This window comes from Streptomyces sp. Pv4-95 (assembly GCF_045782725.1).
Lineage (GTDB): Bacteria > Actinomycetota > Actinomycetes > Streptomycetales > Streptomycetaceae > Streptomyces.
In genome coordinates this window covers 3,284,441-3,297,680 of record NZ_CP127172.1, presented here as the reverse complement: position 1 = coordinate 3,297,680, position 13,240 = coordinate 3,284,441, and the positions used below count along the sequence as shown (strand labels likewise).

Here is a 13,240-nt window from a genome sequence, read left to right as displayed (position 1 = left end):
ACAGGTGAGTTGGGAGAGGCAGGTGAGTCTGGTGCGGCGGAGGTCAACGCAGTTACGGTCCTTGCCGGGTGAGCCTCTGGGCAATGATTTGTCCGAAACGGATCGAGGCCGCCCTGTCGCTGAAATCGCACGAAAGTAGGTTGCTGTTGTGACCGTTTCGAGGCCGACGATAACGACTTTGTTCGAAACCTGCGCCGATGCCTCTCCCGACGCGGTGGCACTGCTCTCCGAAAACCGCTCCTACACCTACGCCGAGCTGAATTCCTGCGCCAATCGACTCGCCCGTTCCCTGGTTTCGCGCGGTATCGGACCCGAGGACTTCGTGGCTGTCGCGTTGCCCAGGACCGAGCAGATGATCGTGGGGCTCCTCGCCGTTCTCAAGGCGGGGGCCGGATACTTCGCCGTCGACCCGCAACAGCCCGTCGAACGGGTCGCGTTCATGGCCGGCGAGGTGCGGCCGAAACTGGCCTTGACCACCTCCGCGTCGAATACGGCAGGGCTGGAAGACGCCCAGGTTCCGGCCATCGGCCTCGACGACCTGTCGCTCTTCGGGGCGGACAGCGAGTGGCCCGACGGTGACCTGACGGATGACGAGCGCATCGCGCCGCTGCGGTCCACGCACCCGGTCTACGTGATCTACACCTCCGGTTCGACCGGCCGCCCCAAGGGCGTGGTGGTCACCCATGGCAACCTGGCCAACCTGCTGACCGACCTGGGCGAGCGGTTCGGCCTGGCGTCCGGCGACCGGATGCTGGCCACCTCGGTGCTGGGTTTCGACATGTCGGGCGTGGAGCTGTTCCTGCCGCTGGTGCGGGGTGCCGCGATCGTGCTCGCGCCCTCGGGTGCCAACCGTGAGCCGGCGACCGTGGCCGAACTGCTGAGGCAGGGCGTGACCATCGCGCAGGGCACGCCGACATGGTGGGGAATGCTGGTCGAGCAGATCCCGGACAGCCTGCGCGGACTGCGCATGCTGGTCGGCGGCGAGGCGCTGCCCCCGGCGGTCGCCACCGCGATGCTCGCACTCGGCCGCGAGGTCGTGAACCTGTACGGGCCGACCGAGACCACCGTCTGGTCGACCATCGCCCCGCTGCACGAGATCACCGGCCCGCCGCCGATCGGGCGGCCGCTCGCCAACACGCAGGTCCATGTGCTCGGCCCCGGCCAGGAGCCGGTGGCCCAGGGCGAGGTCGGTGAGCTGTACATCGCCGGAGCCGGGGTCGCGCGCGGCTATCTGAACCAGCCGGCCCTGACGGCAGAACGCTTCGTCGACAACCCCTTCGAGCAGGGCGCGTCGCGGATGTACCGCACGGGTGACCTGGTGCGCCTGTCCGCCGACGGCGACCTCGAATTCGTCGGCCGGGCCGACCGGCAGGTCAAGATCCGCGGCCACCGCGTCGAACTCGGTGAGATCGAGACGGCCGTGATCACGCACCCGCTGGTCAGCCAGGCCGCGGTCGAGGTGCGCGCGGACAACCCCGGTGACCAGCGGCTGGTGGTCTACGTGGTGCCGGCCACCGAGGTGGAGTCGGAAGAGGCGGCACGGGAGAAGGTCGACGAGTGGCAGCAGGTGTACGACTCGGTCTACACCGGCACCGACTCGGCGCAGCCCCCGCTCGGCGAGGACTTCGGGGTCTGGAAGAGCAGCTACGACGGACATCTGCTTCCGATGGAGCACCTCAGGGAGATCCAGGACGACACCGCGGCGCGGCTGCGGGAACTGCGGGCCCGCCGCGTACTGGACATCGGGGTGGGAGCCGGCCTGACGCTGGCCCGGTTGGCGCCGTCCTGTGAGTCCTACTGGGGCACGGACCTCTCCGCGCCGGTCGTCGACAACATCAGGGCCCAGGTCGACAAGGACCCCGCGCTGGCCGGCAAGGTCGAGCTGCGGTGCCAGCCCGCGGACGACCTCGACGGCTTGCCCAGGGACTTCTTCGACCTGGTCGTCATCAACTCCGTGATCCAGCACTTTCCCACGGTCGACTACCTCGTGCGGGTCCTGACGAACGCGATGGACCTGATCCGCCCCGGCGGCTCCGTCGTCGTCGGGGACGTCCGCCATCTCGGGCTGCTGCGCAGCCTGAAGACGGCGATCCACCTCCAGCGTGCCGACGGGCGGACGGACGCCGCCGAGGTGCGGCGCGATGTCGAGCACGCGCTGGCGCTGGAAAAAGACCTGATGATGCACCCGGAGTTCTACGTCGCGCTGGCCGACCGGATGGACTCCGTCGAGGCGGTGGACATGCGCCTCAAGCCCGGTCGGTACCACAACGAGTTCACCCGGTACCGCTACGACGTCGTGCTGCGCAAGAAGTCCGGTACGACCGAGCCCGCGGCCGAGTCCCTGGGCGATCTGCCTGTCCTGCGGTGGGGACAGGACATCGCCGGGCCGGACCGGCTGGCCGCCGTCCTGGAGGGGCGCGCGTCGGCGCCGGTCCGCCTCACGGGCATTCCGAACGGACGCATCGCCAACGAGATCGCCGCCTCCGGCCGGCTCGCGGAGGGCGCGGCGATCGGCCCGGTGCTGTCCGAGCTCCGTGCCGAGCCGCGCGGTGTCGATCCCGAGGAACTGCGCGTACGCGCCGAGCGGTTGGGATACCGGGCCATCCTCACCTGGTCCGGGGCCCCCGACGGCAGCTTCGACTGCGTCCTGGCCCCCGCCGGCGGACCGGAATACGCGATGCTGACCGACCTCTACCGGCCCGGCGCCGAGGAGAAGGCACCACTGGCCTCCTACGCCAACTCGCCGATGGCGGCGGCAGCGAGCGATCTGCCCACCGCCTCGCTGCGGGCGCACCTGGCCAGGACGTTGCCGGAGTACATGATTCCGGCGGCCTTCGTACGGCTGGACGCCCTGCCGTTCAACGCGAACGGGAAGCTCGACCGCGCGGCGCTGCCGGCACCGCCGCCGGCGGCCCCCTCATCGGGCCGGGCACCGGAGAACTCGATGGAGGAGACGCTGTGTGAGCTCTTCAGTCAGGTCCTCGGCGTGCCGCAGGTCGGGGTCGACGACAACTTCTTCGAGTTCGGCAACAGCATCCTCGCGGTCCGTCTGGCCAGCCGGATCAAGCAGCGGACCGGCGTCGAGGTGCCCGTTCACGAGATCTTCGCCAGGCCGACCGCGGCCGCGCTCGCGGATCTGCTCATCCACCCGGGCTCCGGAGAGGAGTTCGCCGTCGAGGTGGACCTCGTCGAGGAAGCCTTCCTCGACCCGGCCATCTCGACGGTGGGCAGCGAGCCGATGGAGCCGGGCCTGGTCCGTGCTCCCCGCAAGGTCCTGCTGACCGGCGCGACCGGCTTCGTCGGGTCCTTCGTGCTGAGGGAACTTCTCGACAGCACGGACGCGCAGATCTACTGCCTGGTGCGCGCGAGCGAGGACACCGAGGCGGCCGAGCGCGTTCTGGACAGCCTGCGCGGCTACGGCCTTGCGGACGGTGTGGACGCCGGCCGGATCACCGCGATCGCCGGCGACCTGGAAAAGCCCCTGTGCGGCTTGCCGGAACCGCAGTTCGACATGCTGGCCGAGCAGGTCGACCTGATCTTCCACAACGGCGCGAGGGTCAATCTGGTCGATGCCTACAGCCGGCTCAGGGCGGCCAACGTCGGGGGCACCCGCGAGGTCTTGCGGCTGGCCGCGAGCAAGCGGGTCAAGCCGCTGCACTACGTCTCCGCGACGAGCGCGCTGATCGGGACGTCGGACAACCCGGAGCCCCTGGCCGAGGACCGGCGGGTCGATCCGGAGCTGATGCCCGCCGAGGGGTACGCGCGCACCAAATGGGTGGCCGAGGAAATGCTCCGCATCGCCCGCGTCCGCGGTATCCCCTCGGCGGTGTACCGGCCCGCGCAGATCGGCGGCCACACGGCCACCGGTGCCGTGGGAGGAAACGACGGCCTGTGGCACTACATCCGCGCGTGTGTCGAGATCGGTGCCGTGCCGCAGGCCGGTGCCGGCTGGACCGAGGTGAACGTGGTCCCGGTCGACTACGTCGCCAAGGCGTATGTGCGGCTGGCGCTGGACCCGGATTCGATCGGCGGCGAGTTCAACCTGACCAATCCGCGCACCGTGCGGATCCACACGATCATCGACCGGATCCGCGCCGCGGGCCACCCCGTCGAGGCCGTGCCGTACGAGGACTGGATGGGCCGGCTCCAGCGACACGCGGACGCCCTCGCCGACGACCGGAACAGCTCGGTGCGGGCGACCCTCGTCCTGGTCAGCTCGGCGGTGGATTCACTGCAGCTCGATGATTTCGGCTACGACCGGACCAATACCTCGCGCGGTCTGGCCGCATCGGGCATCGCATGCCCGGACATCGATCACGCCCTTCTCGACCGGTACATCCAGCACCTCGTCGAATCCGGTTTCCTGCCCGCACCGAACGGGCGCCAGGGCTGAACTGTCCTGCCCGCCAGGACGAACGGTCCTGGCGGGCGACGACGAATGCGAGGAGGAGTGTGATGGAGCACCGTCACGTCGGTAAAAGCGGACTGATGGTCAGCGAGATCGCGTACGGCAACTGGCTCACCCATGGCCAGCAGATCGACGAGGACGCCGCGTTCGCCTGTGTGGGCGCGGCACTCGACGCCGGAATCACGACCTTCGACACCGCCGATATGTACGCCGACACCCGTGCCGAAGAGGTGCTGGGGCGAGCATTGGCCCAGCAGCGGCGGGCAGGGTTGGAAATCAGCACCAAGGTGTACTGGCCGACCGGGCCGGGCCACAACGACCGCGGCCTGTCCCGCAAGCACATTCTCGACGCCATCGACGGATCTCTCCGCCGCCTGCGGACCGATTACGTGGACATTTACTGGGCCCACCAATATGACGTCGAGACGCCGCTCGAAGAGACGATGGAGGCGTTCCACGACATCGTCCGGGCGGGCAAGGTCCGCTATATCGGGGTGTCCGAATGGCGTGCCGAAGATATCCGCGCCGCGCACCGGCTCGCCCGGGAACTGCGCATTCCGCTGATCGCCAACCAGCCCCAGTACTCCATGTTGTGGCGGGTCATCGAATCAGAGGTGATTCCTGCCTGCGCGGAGCTGGGCATGGGGCAGATCGTCTGGTCGCCGATCGCCCAGGGCGTGCTGACCGGAAAGTATCTGCCGGGGCAGCAGCCGCCCTCCGGCTCGCGAGGTGCCGATGCGGAGGGGCGCCAGTGGCTGGATCCGTTCATGCGCGACGAGGTGCTCAGCCGGGTGCAGCGGCTCCGGCCGCTGGCGGAGTCGGCAGGGCTGACACCGGCGCAGCTCGCGGTGGCCTGGACGCTGCAGAACCCCCACGTCGCCTCCGCGATCGTGGGCGCGTCCCACCCCAAGCAACTGATGGAGAACGCCGCGGTGGCAGGCGTCCGGCTCGACCAGGAGTTGCTCACGCGGATCGACGAGATTCTGGATCCGGTCGTCGAGCGGGATCCGGCCCGGACCGCCCGAGAGGACCCGCGCCCGTGACGAACGTGAGAACGCGACCGTCCCGGACCCATGGGGCCGCGCCGCCAGGAGGACCGGTACTCACCGCACGCGGACGTCGTGCCGGCCCGCGCGGCGAGGGCCCGTTCCGCCCCGCGAAAGACCACGCACAGCGCACGGTACGCACCGAGATATCCGCTCGCCCGACTGCCGGAGGGGACGCCTGATGACGACGACCACACCAGCCGATTGGCCGCACGCGCCGCTGCCTCTCGACGAACTGAACCGTGTGACGGGGCCGTTCGGGAAATCCAGCATGCTGCCCGCCGCGGCCTACACCGCACCGGAGGTGTTCGCCTGGGAGCAGCGGCACCTCTTCGCCGGCACCTGGAGCTGCCTCGGCCGGGTGGAGGAGGTCTTCCCCGAGGGGGCGACCCAGTACGCCAAGCAGGTGGGGACCGTGCCGGTCCTGCTGACCAGGGACGGCGACCGGATCGCCGCGTTCGCCAACACCTGCAGGCACCGCGGACACGAACTGCTCGCCGACGGCTGCTCGTCGAGCAAGCGGGTGGTGCACTGCCCGTACCACTCCTGGACGTTCAAGATGGACGGCGCGCTGCGCACGGCGCCCCGGTTCCCGGACCTGCCGGAGGACCACGGGCTGATCGAACTCCCCGCCGAGGTCTGGCACGGCTGGGTCTTCGTCAACGCCAGTGACGATGCCGCGAGCTTCTCCGAGTACCTGGGAGCGCTCGCCGGGCATGTCGCCCCGTACGCGCCCGAGCGGTTGAAGCTGGCCGCGACCCGCACCTACGAGGTGGCGGCCAACTGGAAGGTGATCGTCGAGAACTACCAGGAGTGCTACCACTGCCCGCACATCCACCCCGAGCTGACCGCGGTGGCGCCGCCCAACAGTGCCGCCTACATCGCCGACGAGCCGGGAGCCTGGGTCGGCGGCACGATGGACCTGGCGGAGGGCGCGCAGACGATGTCGATGGACGGGCGGGCCGGCGGCGCCATCCTGCCGGGCGTCGACCTGGACAAGGTGTTCTACGCCGCGCTGGTCCCCAACATGTTCATCTCCCTGCATCCCGACTACGTGCTGATCCATCACCTGGTGGCGCAGTCCCCGGGCCACAGCCGCGTCGAGTGCGCCTGGTACGCGCAGGACGGGGTCCTCGACGCCAGCCCCGTCGACTTCTGGCACCGCATCAACCTGCAGGACTGGGACGCCTGCGAATCCGTCCAGCGCGGGCTCACCTCGCAGCACTACCGGCCAGGACCGTTCGCGCCGATCGAGGACTCCGTGCACCGGTGGGTGTCCCTCGTCGGACGTGCCTACAGCGGCATGCCGCCGTGGGAGCGGCCGTCCGCCGGTGCGTGACGTCCGCACCCTTTCCCGTTTGCGCCTCGGCCGGGCGGACGGGCCGGTTCGTCCGGCCTTCCGCCCGGCCACCGCGGACATTGCTCTGACCGAACGACAGATTGGGGGCGGCCATGGTCTGGGTGCTGCTGCTGGGCGCCATTTCCGCTGAGGTCATCGCCACCTCGTTCCTGAAGCTGAGCGAAGGGCTGACCAAACTGGTGCCGAGCCTGGTGATGGGGTTCAGTTACCTCGCCGCGTTCACGCTGCTGGGCCAGGCGCTCAAGAAGATGGAGCTGGGCATCGCCTACGCGATCTGGTCCGGCCTCGGCACGGCCGCGATCGCGCTCATCGGGATGCTGTTCCTGGGGGAATCGGCCACGCTGGCCAAGATGCTGGGGCTTGCCCTGATCATCGGCGGCGTCGTCCTGCTCAACCTGAGCAGCAATCATTGAGCGGGTGGTCCGCGCTGCCGGTTCGGCGGAAACGCGCCGAGCCGCATCCGTGAGCCGACGGCTCACCCGCCGTCTCCGGGCGGCGTGGCGACCGCTCCGTGTCACCGCATGTCCATCGGCGCTGACACGGAGTGTCGTTCTCCCCTATGCTACGGCTTCCGCACAGCGGCCTCTTGCCGGCTCCTGATCCGCGCAACCAGCCTGCGGTGGTGGCTTGTTGGTGTCTTGGGGGAGACGGTGACGCAGACACATGTGCCCGAGCGGTCCGGCGGACCGGATGACCCGGACGAGCCCCCGCGGTCAGGCCCGCCGGGCCCGGACGCCGACCCGGCTCCCGCGCCCTTCCCGGTGACCCCGCCGGGCGCCAGTGAGGCCACCCGGTTGCTGTGCGCCGGAACCTACCTGGACGACGGCTTCCGTGACGCGGTCATCGACGAGCTGTACGTCCATGAGGAACGGTTCGCCGCGCCGTCCCTGGGCATCGACGCCGCCCGGGTCCTTGCGCACGCGCTGCGCGCCCGGCGTCTCCAACTGGGCTGGGCGGCGCTGATCCTGCTGCTGTGGATCGTGGCCGTCCCGTTGTCCTCGGGTCTCGCGTCGTTCTATCTCTTCCCCGTCGTGCTGATGGCCCTCGCCCGTGCCATCCGCCGGGCGCCGATTCCGCAGTGGATCGCGCGGTTCCTCTCCTTCGTGCTGCGCTGGTACGGGCGGCTGACGCTGACCTTCTTCCTCCTGGCGCTGGTCATCAGGGTGTGCGGCGGCGACGGGTTGGCGAATGTATGGGTCATTCCGTCGGGACTGCCGGCCTTCATGACCGGTGACACGCCCGACTACGACCCCTACGGCTCCTCCGGCGGCAGCGGGTGGCCCGGCGGCCCGCAGGTCGGCAGTCCGGACCTGTCGTCCCTCGGCGGCAGTCACGAGAACTACCTCCTCCTGCAGGCCTGGATCACGCTCGCGCTGCCGCTGCTGGTGGCCGTGGTGGTGGCACTGCAGCGCGGGCAGTTCGCCAGGGTGCTTGCGCGCGAACTGTCCAAGGCGCGTTTCCCCGACGTCATGTCCGACCCCGCGGAGCGCTCCCAGGGCAAGCGCTTCGGCCGGCTGCGGGACCGGGTGCGCACCGAGCAGCACGGGCCGTTGGTGATGTACCGCGCCGCGAACCCGTTCCGCGGTGCCGGCAGCCCGTACAAGACCTGGTCCCTGTCGGTGGAGCTGCGGCCGCGCAAGGGCCGCGAGGTCGCGCCGCTGGACAACAGCGGCATCCTGCAACGCATCGTCCCGCTCGTGGCGGCGCTGCGGGTGCCGTCCGCGCACGGTTCGTTGCAGTCGGCGGGGGCGGTGCGCGACCGGCTGCGGGGGCTGGAGATCGACGAGTGTGTCTTCCTGCCGGCCGAGGGTCTGCCGTCCCGCGAGGCCGCTCCGTACGCGCCGCAGGAGTTCGAGGCCCACCGGGTCCGCGCGGTGGAGGAGGGCGGGGAGACCCGACGGCACTTCCTGCGCATCCGGGTCGGCGGCTGGGGTGAGGGCATCGTGACCACGGTCTTCGTGCGGGTGCACACCCAGGGCGGGATGCTGATGCTGGAGGTCGCGCCACATGTGCTGTGGCCGCTGAGGCAGCTCTTCCGGGATGCCGACCGGCTCGCCCACCTCGACCGCAACCGCGACCCGTTCGGCAAGGCCGTGTGGGCGCTTGCCCGCACACCCGATTCCGCGGGGCGCGCGGTGGCCACGCTGCTGCGCGGCCTGCTGTTGTGGTGGGGGATGGGCACCGAAGGATACGGAGCGTCGCTGCCTGACGGTCCCGGAGTGTCCGTGCGCGAGCTGGGCTCGTCCGAGGACGCCTCCCTCTTCCAGGACATGGACATCGCTCGATATCTGACGACAATTCAGCAGCGGGTAGCGGCGGGCGTGACGACCGCACTGCGCGAAGCCGGCTATCAGACAGATGAGTTCGAGCAGCGGATCGTCAACGTCGCCAACGGCGGCGTCTACGTCGAGTCCGCCCAGGGGGCGGTCGGCATCGGTGACAACAACAGCATCACCAACAGCGATCAGGGCGGCAGCACGCCGAACGAAGGGAACGGTCGTGGCAACAGCTGACGAGCGGGGCGGCAATCACATCGGCAGTGTGCGGGGGGCGTTCGCCATCGGCAACAACAACACGGTGACGAACCACGAAGGCGCCGGAACCTCCGCGGCGGATCCGGCGCAGGCCGAGCTGTTGCGTGCCGTCCGCGCACTGCGCGGCGAACTGGCCGTCGTGGTGGAGAGCCCGCAGACCCTGGCGCTGCGCACCGAACTGGCCGACACGGAGACGGAGATCGCCGACACCGGGGCGGCCGGCCCCGGCAGGCTGGCCCGGCTGCGGGCCGCACTGGCCGACGCCGGTGCCGTCGTGGGCCTGCTGGCCTCCGGGGCGGCCGTCGGTCAGGCGGTCGCCGCGCTGGCAGGAGGGTGACGATGACGGGCGGTAGCAGTGGCCGCTGGAACGACGAGACGCAGGGCTGGGAGGACGGCGCGCCACCGCCCGTTCCCTACACCGGTCCGATGCCGCCGCGCCCCGCCTTCGCGCCGACACCGCCGCCGCAGGGCGACCAGTCACCTCAGGACGATCCCCCTCACCCACCCACCCGTGTGTGGCGCCGCCACTCCACCGCGCTCATCGCGGGCGCCGCGGTGGCCGCGATCACGATCGGCGTCGGCGGCGGATGGCTGCTGTGGGGCCGTGACGGGGACCCCGCGGCCGACGCCCGCCCTCGGAGCACCCGGGCATCGGCCCCCGAGGGTGCGGGCGCCACCTCGGGTGCAAGCGATCCCCCCTCGTCCGGTTCGCCGACGCCCGAGGGCTCCCCGTCCGGCACCGCGGTCCCGGACGGCTATCGCCGCGTCCACGACCGCGCGGACTTCACCACTGTGGTTCCCCGGGGTTGGAAGCGCAGCGAGGACAAGCACGGGGTCTTCTACACCGCACCTGACGACCGCGGCCTGGTGCAGATCTTCGAAATCACCGGAGGGGCGAGCGCGCGCGAGGCATTGGAGGAGGCGTCACGCGAAAGGTCGGGCGAACCCGGATACGAGGAGATCGGCCTCGGACCGCTCGGTGAGCCCGCCCCGGGCACGGACGCCACTCAGCTCGTCTACGCGTACGACAGCGACCGCAGGGGCGAGCGCGTCAAGGTCGTGGACTGCGCCTTCACTGCCGCCGACGGCCGGATGTTCGCCGTGCTCGTACTGGGCACCGCCGCCGACTGGCCGCAGCAGGAGAGAACCCAGCGCATCGCCCTGGAAGCCTTCGACTCCACCGGCTGACACCCCGGGCGCCCGCCGCCGGACCCGGTGTCCTAGCCGGGCAGCTCGGTCCGCTCCCACCACTCGTAGACGGGGAGTGTGCCGTGGTCGGTCTGCTGGAGCCGTGAGGTCTGGCGGAAGTGCTCGTAGCCGGCGCGGAACGGGATCTTCAGCTCGGACCCGGGAGGGTCGACCGGAACAATGCGCTCCGGGAGGTCTTCGGGTCCGCCTTCGAGCACTGCCTTCGTCACCGTGTCAGCCATGGGTGAATTGTCCGCCCGGGCGGGCGGCCGGTGGAGGCGGCTCGCCGACCCGCGGGCCTAGCGCGCCGGGCGCAGCAGCAGATGGGTGACACCGGGGGAGCTGAGCACCCGCGTCGACTCCAGCTCGTGCAGGCCGGGCGGCATCGCCCCGAAGAGCGGGACACCGTCGCCGAGCAGCAGGGGCACGATGTGGATCTGCAGCTCGTCCAGGAGGCCGGCGGCGAGCAGCTGCTGAATCACCGCGGCGCCACCGGCGACGGACACGTCCTTGTCGCCCGCGGCCTCCTTCGCCAGGCGCAGGGCCTCCTCGATGCCGTCGGTGACGAACGAGAAGGTGGTGCCGCCGCGCTTGGCGATGTCCGCGTGGGGGGTGTGGGTGACCACGAACACCGGCCCGCGGAAGGGCGGTTCCTCGCCCCAGGGCCGCTCGCCGGCGTCGAACATCCGGCGGCCCATCAGAAAGCTGCCGGAGCGGTCGAACGCCTCCTCCATCAATGTGGACGCGCGGTCCTCCGTGCCGCCTTCCAGGCCGTGCTGGGCGCGCCAGCCTTTCAGGCCGACCACCCATTCGTGGAGCCGTTCGCCCTCGTCACCCAAGGGGTTGTCCACGCTGTCGTTGGGGCCGGTGATGTATCCGTCCAGCGACATCGAGATGTCCGCGAAGACCCGCGTCATGACCCGCTCCTCCTCGTTCGGCCCGATTTCTCCTCATGATGGCTCGGGTTGGCGCCGTCGACGCGTCGACGCGGCCGCATTGCGCTCCGGGCGCGGGCGGCGGCGCAGGGCTGTCAACGATACGTACCGGGACATTCAGCCGTACATGGAGTGAGTCGAGTCACTTTCCATCAAGGTTTGGGCATAGGTGGAGGGTGAGGGGGGAGGGGTTCCCGTTGCTGGTTGAACCAGTGGCAACGCATCGGTAAGCGGAAGGCAGAACAGACGTGGCGGCAACCGAGACCATTCACGTAGACGGGGTGTGGCTCCCCGCCTCATCCGGCGCCACGCGGGAGGTCCTCGACCCCGCCGACGCGACGACGCTCCAGCTGGTGTCCGAGGGCGGTGCCGAGGACGCCGACGCGGCGGTCGCCGCCGCGCGCCGCGCCTTCGACGGCGGCGCCGGCGCCTGGCCCCGCACGGCCGTCGCCGAGCGCTCCGCGCTGCTGCGCAAGGTCGCCGAGCTGCTGCAGCGCGACCGCGAGACCATCGCGCTGATCGAGAGCCGGGACACCGGCAAGACGCTGGAAGAGGGCCGGGTCGACGTCGACGACGTCACCAACGCCTTCCGCTACTTCGCCGACGTGGTGATGAACGAGAGCGGCGGCCGGGTCGTCGACGCCGGGTCGCCGGACGTGCACAGCGTCGTCGTGCACGAGCCGGTCGGAGTCTGCGCGCTCATCACGCCGTGGAACTACCCGCTGCTCCAGGCCAGCTGGAAGGTCGCGCCGGCCCTGGCCGCGGGCAACACCTTCGTGATCAAGCCCAGCGAGGTCACGCCGCTGTCGACCGTGCACCTGATCAAGCTGCTGGTCGAGGCCGGGCTGCCGGCCGGTGTCGCCAACATCGTCACCGGCGCCGGTGTGCCGGTGGGGCAGCGGCTGGCGGAGCACCCCGACGTCGACCTGTTCTCCTTCACCGGTGGCCTGGTCAGCGGTACGAAGGCGGGCGCGGCAGCGGTGTCCGGCGCCAAGAAGATCGCGCTGGAGCTCGGCGGCAAGAACCCCAACGTGGTCTTCGCCGACGCCTGCGCGACCGAAGAGGGCTTCGACACCGCCGTGGACCAGGCGCTGAACGCGGCGTTCATCCACAGCGGCCAGGTCTGCTCGGCCGGTGCCCGGCTGATCATCGAGGAGTCGGTCCGCGACCGCTTCGTCTCCGAACTCGCCCGCCGCGCCGAGAAGATCAAGCTCGGCCGCGGTACCGAGGACGGCGTCGAGTGCGGCCCGCTCGTCTCGCAGCAGCAGCTGGAGAAGGTCGAGGCGTATGTCGCCTCCGCGCTCTCCGAGGGCGCCCAGCTGCGCTGCGGCGGCTCCCGCCCCAAGCCGTCCGACGCACGGCCCGCCACCGGCTACTTCTACGCGCCGACCGTCCTGGACGGCTGCCACCGCGACATGAAGGTGGTCCGCGAGGAGACCTTCGGCCCGATCCTGACGGTGGAGACCTTCACCACCGAGGACGAGGCCGCGGCGCTCGCCAACGACACCGAGTACGGCCTGGCCGGTGCCGTCTGGTCCGCCGACACCGCCCGCGCCCGCCGGGTCGCCGCCCGTCTGCGGCACGGCACCATCTGGATCAACGACTACCACCCCTACCTCCCGCAGGCGGAGTGGGGCGGCTTCGGCAAGTCGGGTATTGGTCGGGAATTGGGGCCCACGGGTCTGGACGAGTACCGCGAGAGCAAGCACATTTACGAGAACCTCCGGCCCGAGCCCGTCCGCTGGTTCGCCGGCTGATCGTTCCGGTCG

Annotated in this window: 10 protein-coding genes; 8 read left to right on the top strand and 2 right to left on the bottom strand. The window is 70.4% G+C overall.

Features of this window, described 5'->3' with window-relative positions; genetic code table 11:
* The first annotated feature begins 178 nt into the window (after window positions 1-178).
* The 7 genes from QOM21_RS14500 to QOM21_RS14470 all read left to right on the top strand — a co-directional run bounded on the left by QOM21_RS14500 (window position 179) and on the right by QOM21_RS14470 (window position 10,536).
* Window positions 179-4,393, top strand: coding sequence for an amino acid adenylation domain-containing protein (locus tag QOM21_RS14500; protein WP_407550314.1), 4,215 nt, complete (start codon window positions 179-181; stop codon window positions 4,391-4,393).
* 62 nt (window positions 4,394-4,455) lie between these two features.
* A complete protein-coding gene (locus QOM21_RS14495; RefSeq protein WP_407550313.1) occupies window positions 4,456-5,451 on the top strand; it encodes an aldo/keto reductase family protein in 996 nt (331 codons plus the stop codon).
* A 184-nt stretch (window positions 5,452-5,635) separates the two neighbouring features.
* Window positions 5,636-6,793 carry an aromatic ring-hydroxylating oxygenase subunit alpha gene (locus QOM21_RS14490; protein WP_407550312.1) on the top strand — a complete coding sequence of 386 codons (1,158 nt, stop codon included), beginning with the start codon at window positions 5,636-5,638 and terminating at the stop codon, window positions 6,791-6,793.
* Between the two features lie 113 nt (window positions 6,794-6,906).
* Window positions 6,907-7,227 carry a DMT family transporter gene (locus QOM21_RS14485; protein WP_407550311.1) on the top strand — a complete coding sequence of 107 codons (321 nt, stop codon included), beginning with the start codon at window positions 6,907-6,909 and terminating at the stop codon, window positions 7,225-7,227.
* Between the two features lie 237 nt (window positions 7,228-7,464).
* The gene (locus QOM21_RS14480) at window positions 7,465-9,327 is read left to right on the top strand and encodes a hypothetical protein (RefSeq protein WP_407550310.1); all 1,863 of its coding nucleotides are present in this window, start codon (window positions 7,465-7,467) and stop codon (window positions 9,325-9,327) included.
* Complete coding sequence (locus QOM21_RS14475; RefSeq protein WP_407550309.1) at window positions 9,314-9,685, top strand: hypothetical protein; 372 nt, start codon at window positions 9,314-9,316, stop codon at window positions 9,683-9,685. Before QOM21_RS14480 ends, QOM21_RS14475 begins: the two co-directional genes overlap by 14 nt.
* A 2-nt stretch (window positions 9,686-9,687) precedes the next feature.
* Window positions 9,688-10,536, top strand: coding sequence for a hypothetical protein (locus tag QOM21_RS14470; protein ID WP_407550308.1), 849 nt, complete (start codon window positions 9,688-9,690; stop codon window positions 10,534-10,536).
* A 32-nt stretch (window positions 10,537-10,568) separates the two neighbouring features.
* Here the strand turns inward: QOM21_RS14470 and QOM21_RS14465 are convergent, their stop codons facing one another.
* Window positions 10,569-10,778 (bottom strand): DUF5988 family protein, encoded by a 210-nt coding sequence (locus tag QOM21_RS14465; RefSeq protein ID WP_407550307.1) that lies wholly within the window; start codon window positions 10,776-10,778, stop codon window positions 10,569-10,571.
* Window positions 10,779-10,835: 57 nt separating this feature from the next.
* Window positions 10,836-11,453: a dihydrofolate reductase family protein gene (locus QOM21_RS14460; protein ID WP_407550306.1), complete on the bottom strand. Its 618-nt coding sequence runs from the start codon at window positions 11,451-11,453 to the stop codon at window positions 10,836-10,838.
* Window positions 11,454-11,719: 266 nt separating this feature from the next.
* Here QOM21_RS14460 and QOM21_RS14455 point away from each other — a divergent pair, with 266 nt between their 5' ends.
* Window positions 11,720-13,228 (top strand): aldehyde dehydrogenase family protein, encoded by a 1,509-nt coding sequence (locus QOM21_RS14455; RefSeq protein ID WP_407550305.1) that lies wholly within the window; start codon window positions 11,720-11,722, stop codon window positions 13,226-13,228.
* The last annotated feature ends 12 nt before the right edge of the window (window positions 13,229-13,240 follow it).

What these genes read in the sequence shown, in the direction of transcription:
- QOM21_RS14465 (WP_407550307.1), bottom strand. Translation starts at nt 10,778, where the DNA reads ATGGCTGACACGGTGACGAAGGCAGTGCTCGAAGGCGGACCCGAAGAC.
- QOM21_RS14470 (WP_407550308.1), top strand. Translation starts at nt 9,688, where the DNA reads ATGACGGGCGGTAGCAGTGGCCGCTGGAACGACGAGACGCAGGGCTGG.
- QOM21_RS14495 (WP_407550313.1), top strand. Translation starts at nt 4,456, where the DNA reads ATGGAGCACCGTCACGTCGGTAAAAGCGGACTGATGGTCAGCGAGATC.
- QOM21_RS14490 (WP_407550312.1), top strand. Translation starts at nt 5,636, where the DNA reads ATGACGACGACCACACCAGCCGATTGGCCGCACGCGCCGCTGCCTCTC.
- QOM21_RS14485 (WP_407550311.1), top strand. Translation starts at nt 6,907, where the DNA reads ATGGTCTGGGTGCTGCTGCTGGGCGCCATTTCCGCTGAGGTCATCGCC.
- QOM21_RS14460 (WP_407550306.1), bottom strand. Translation starts at nt 11,453, where the DNA reads ATGACGCGGGTCTTCGCGGACATCTCGATGTCGCTGGACGGATACATC.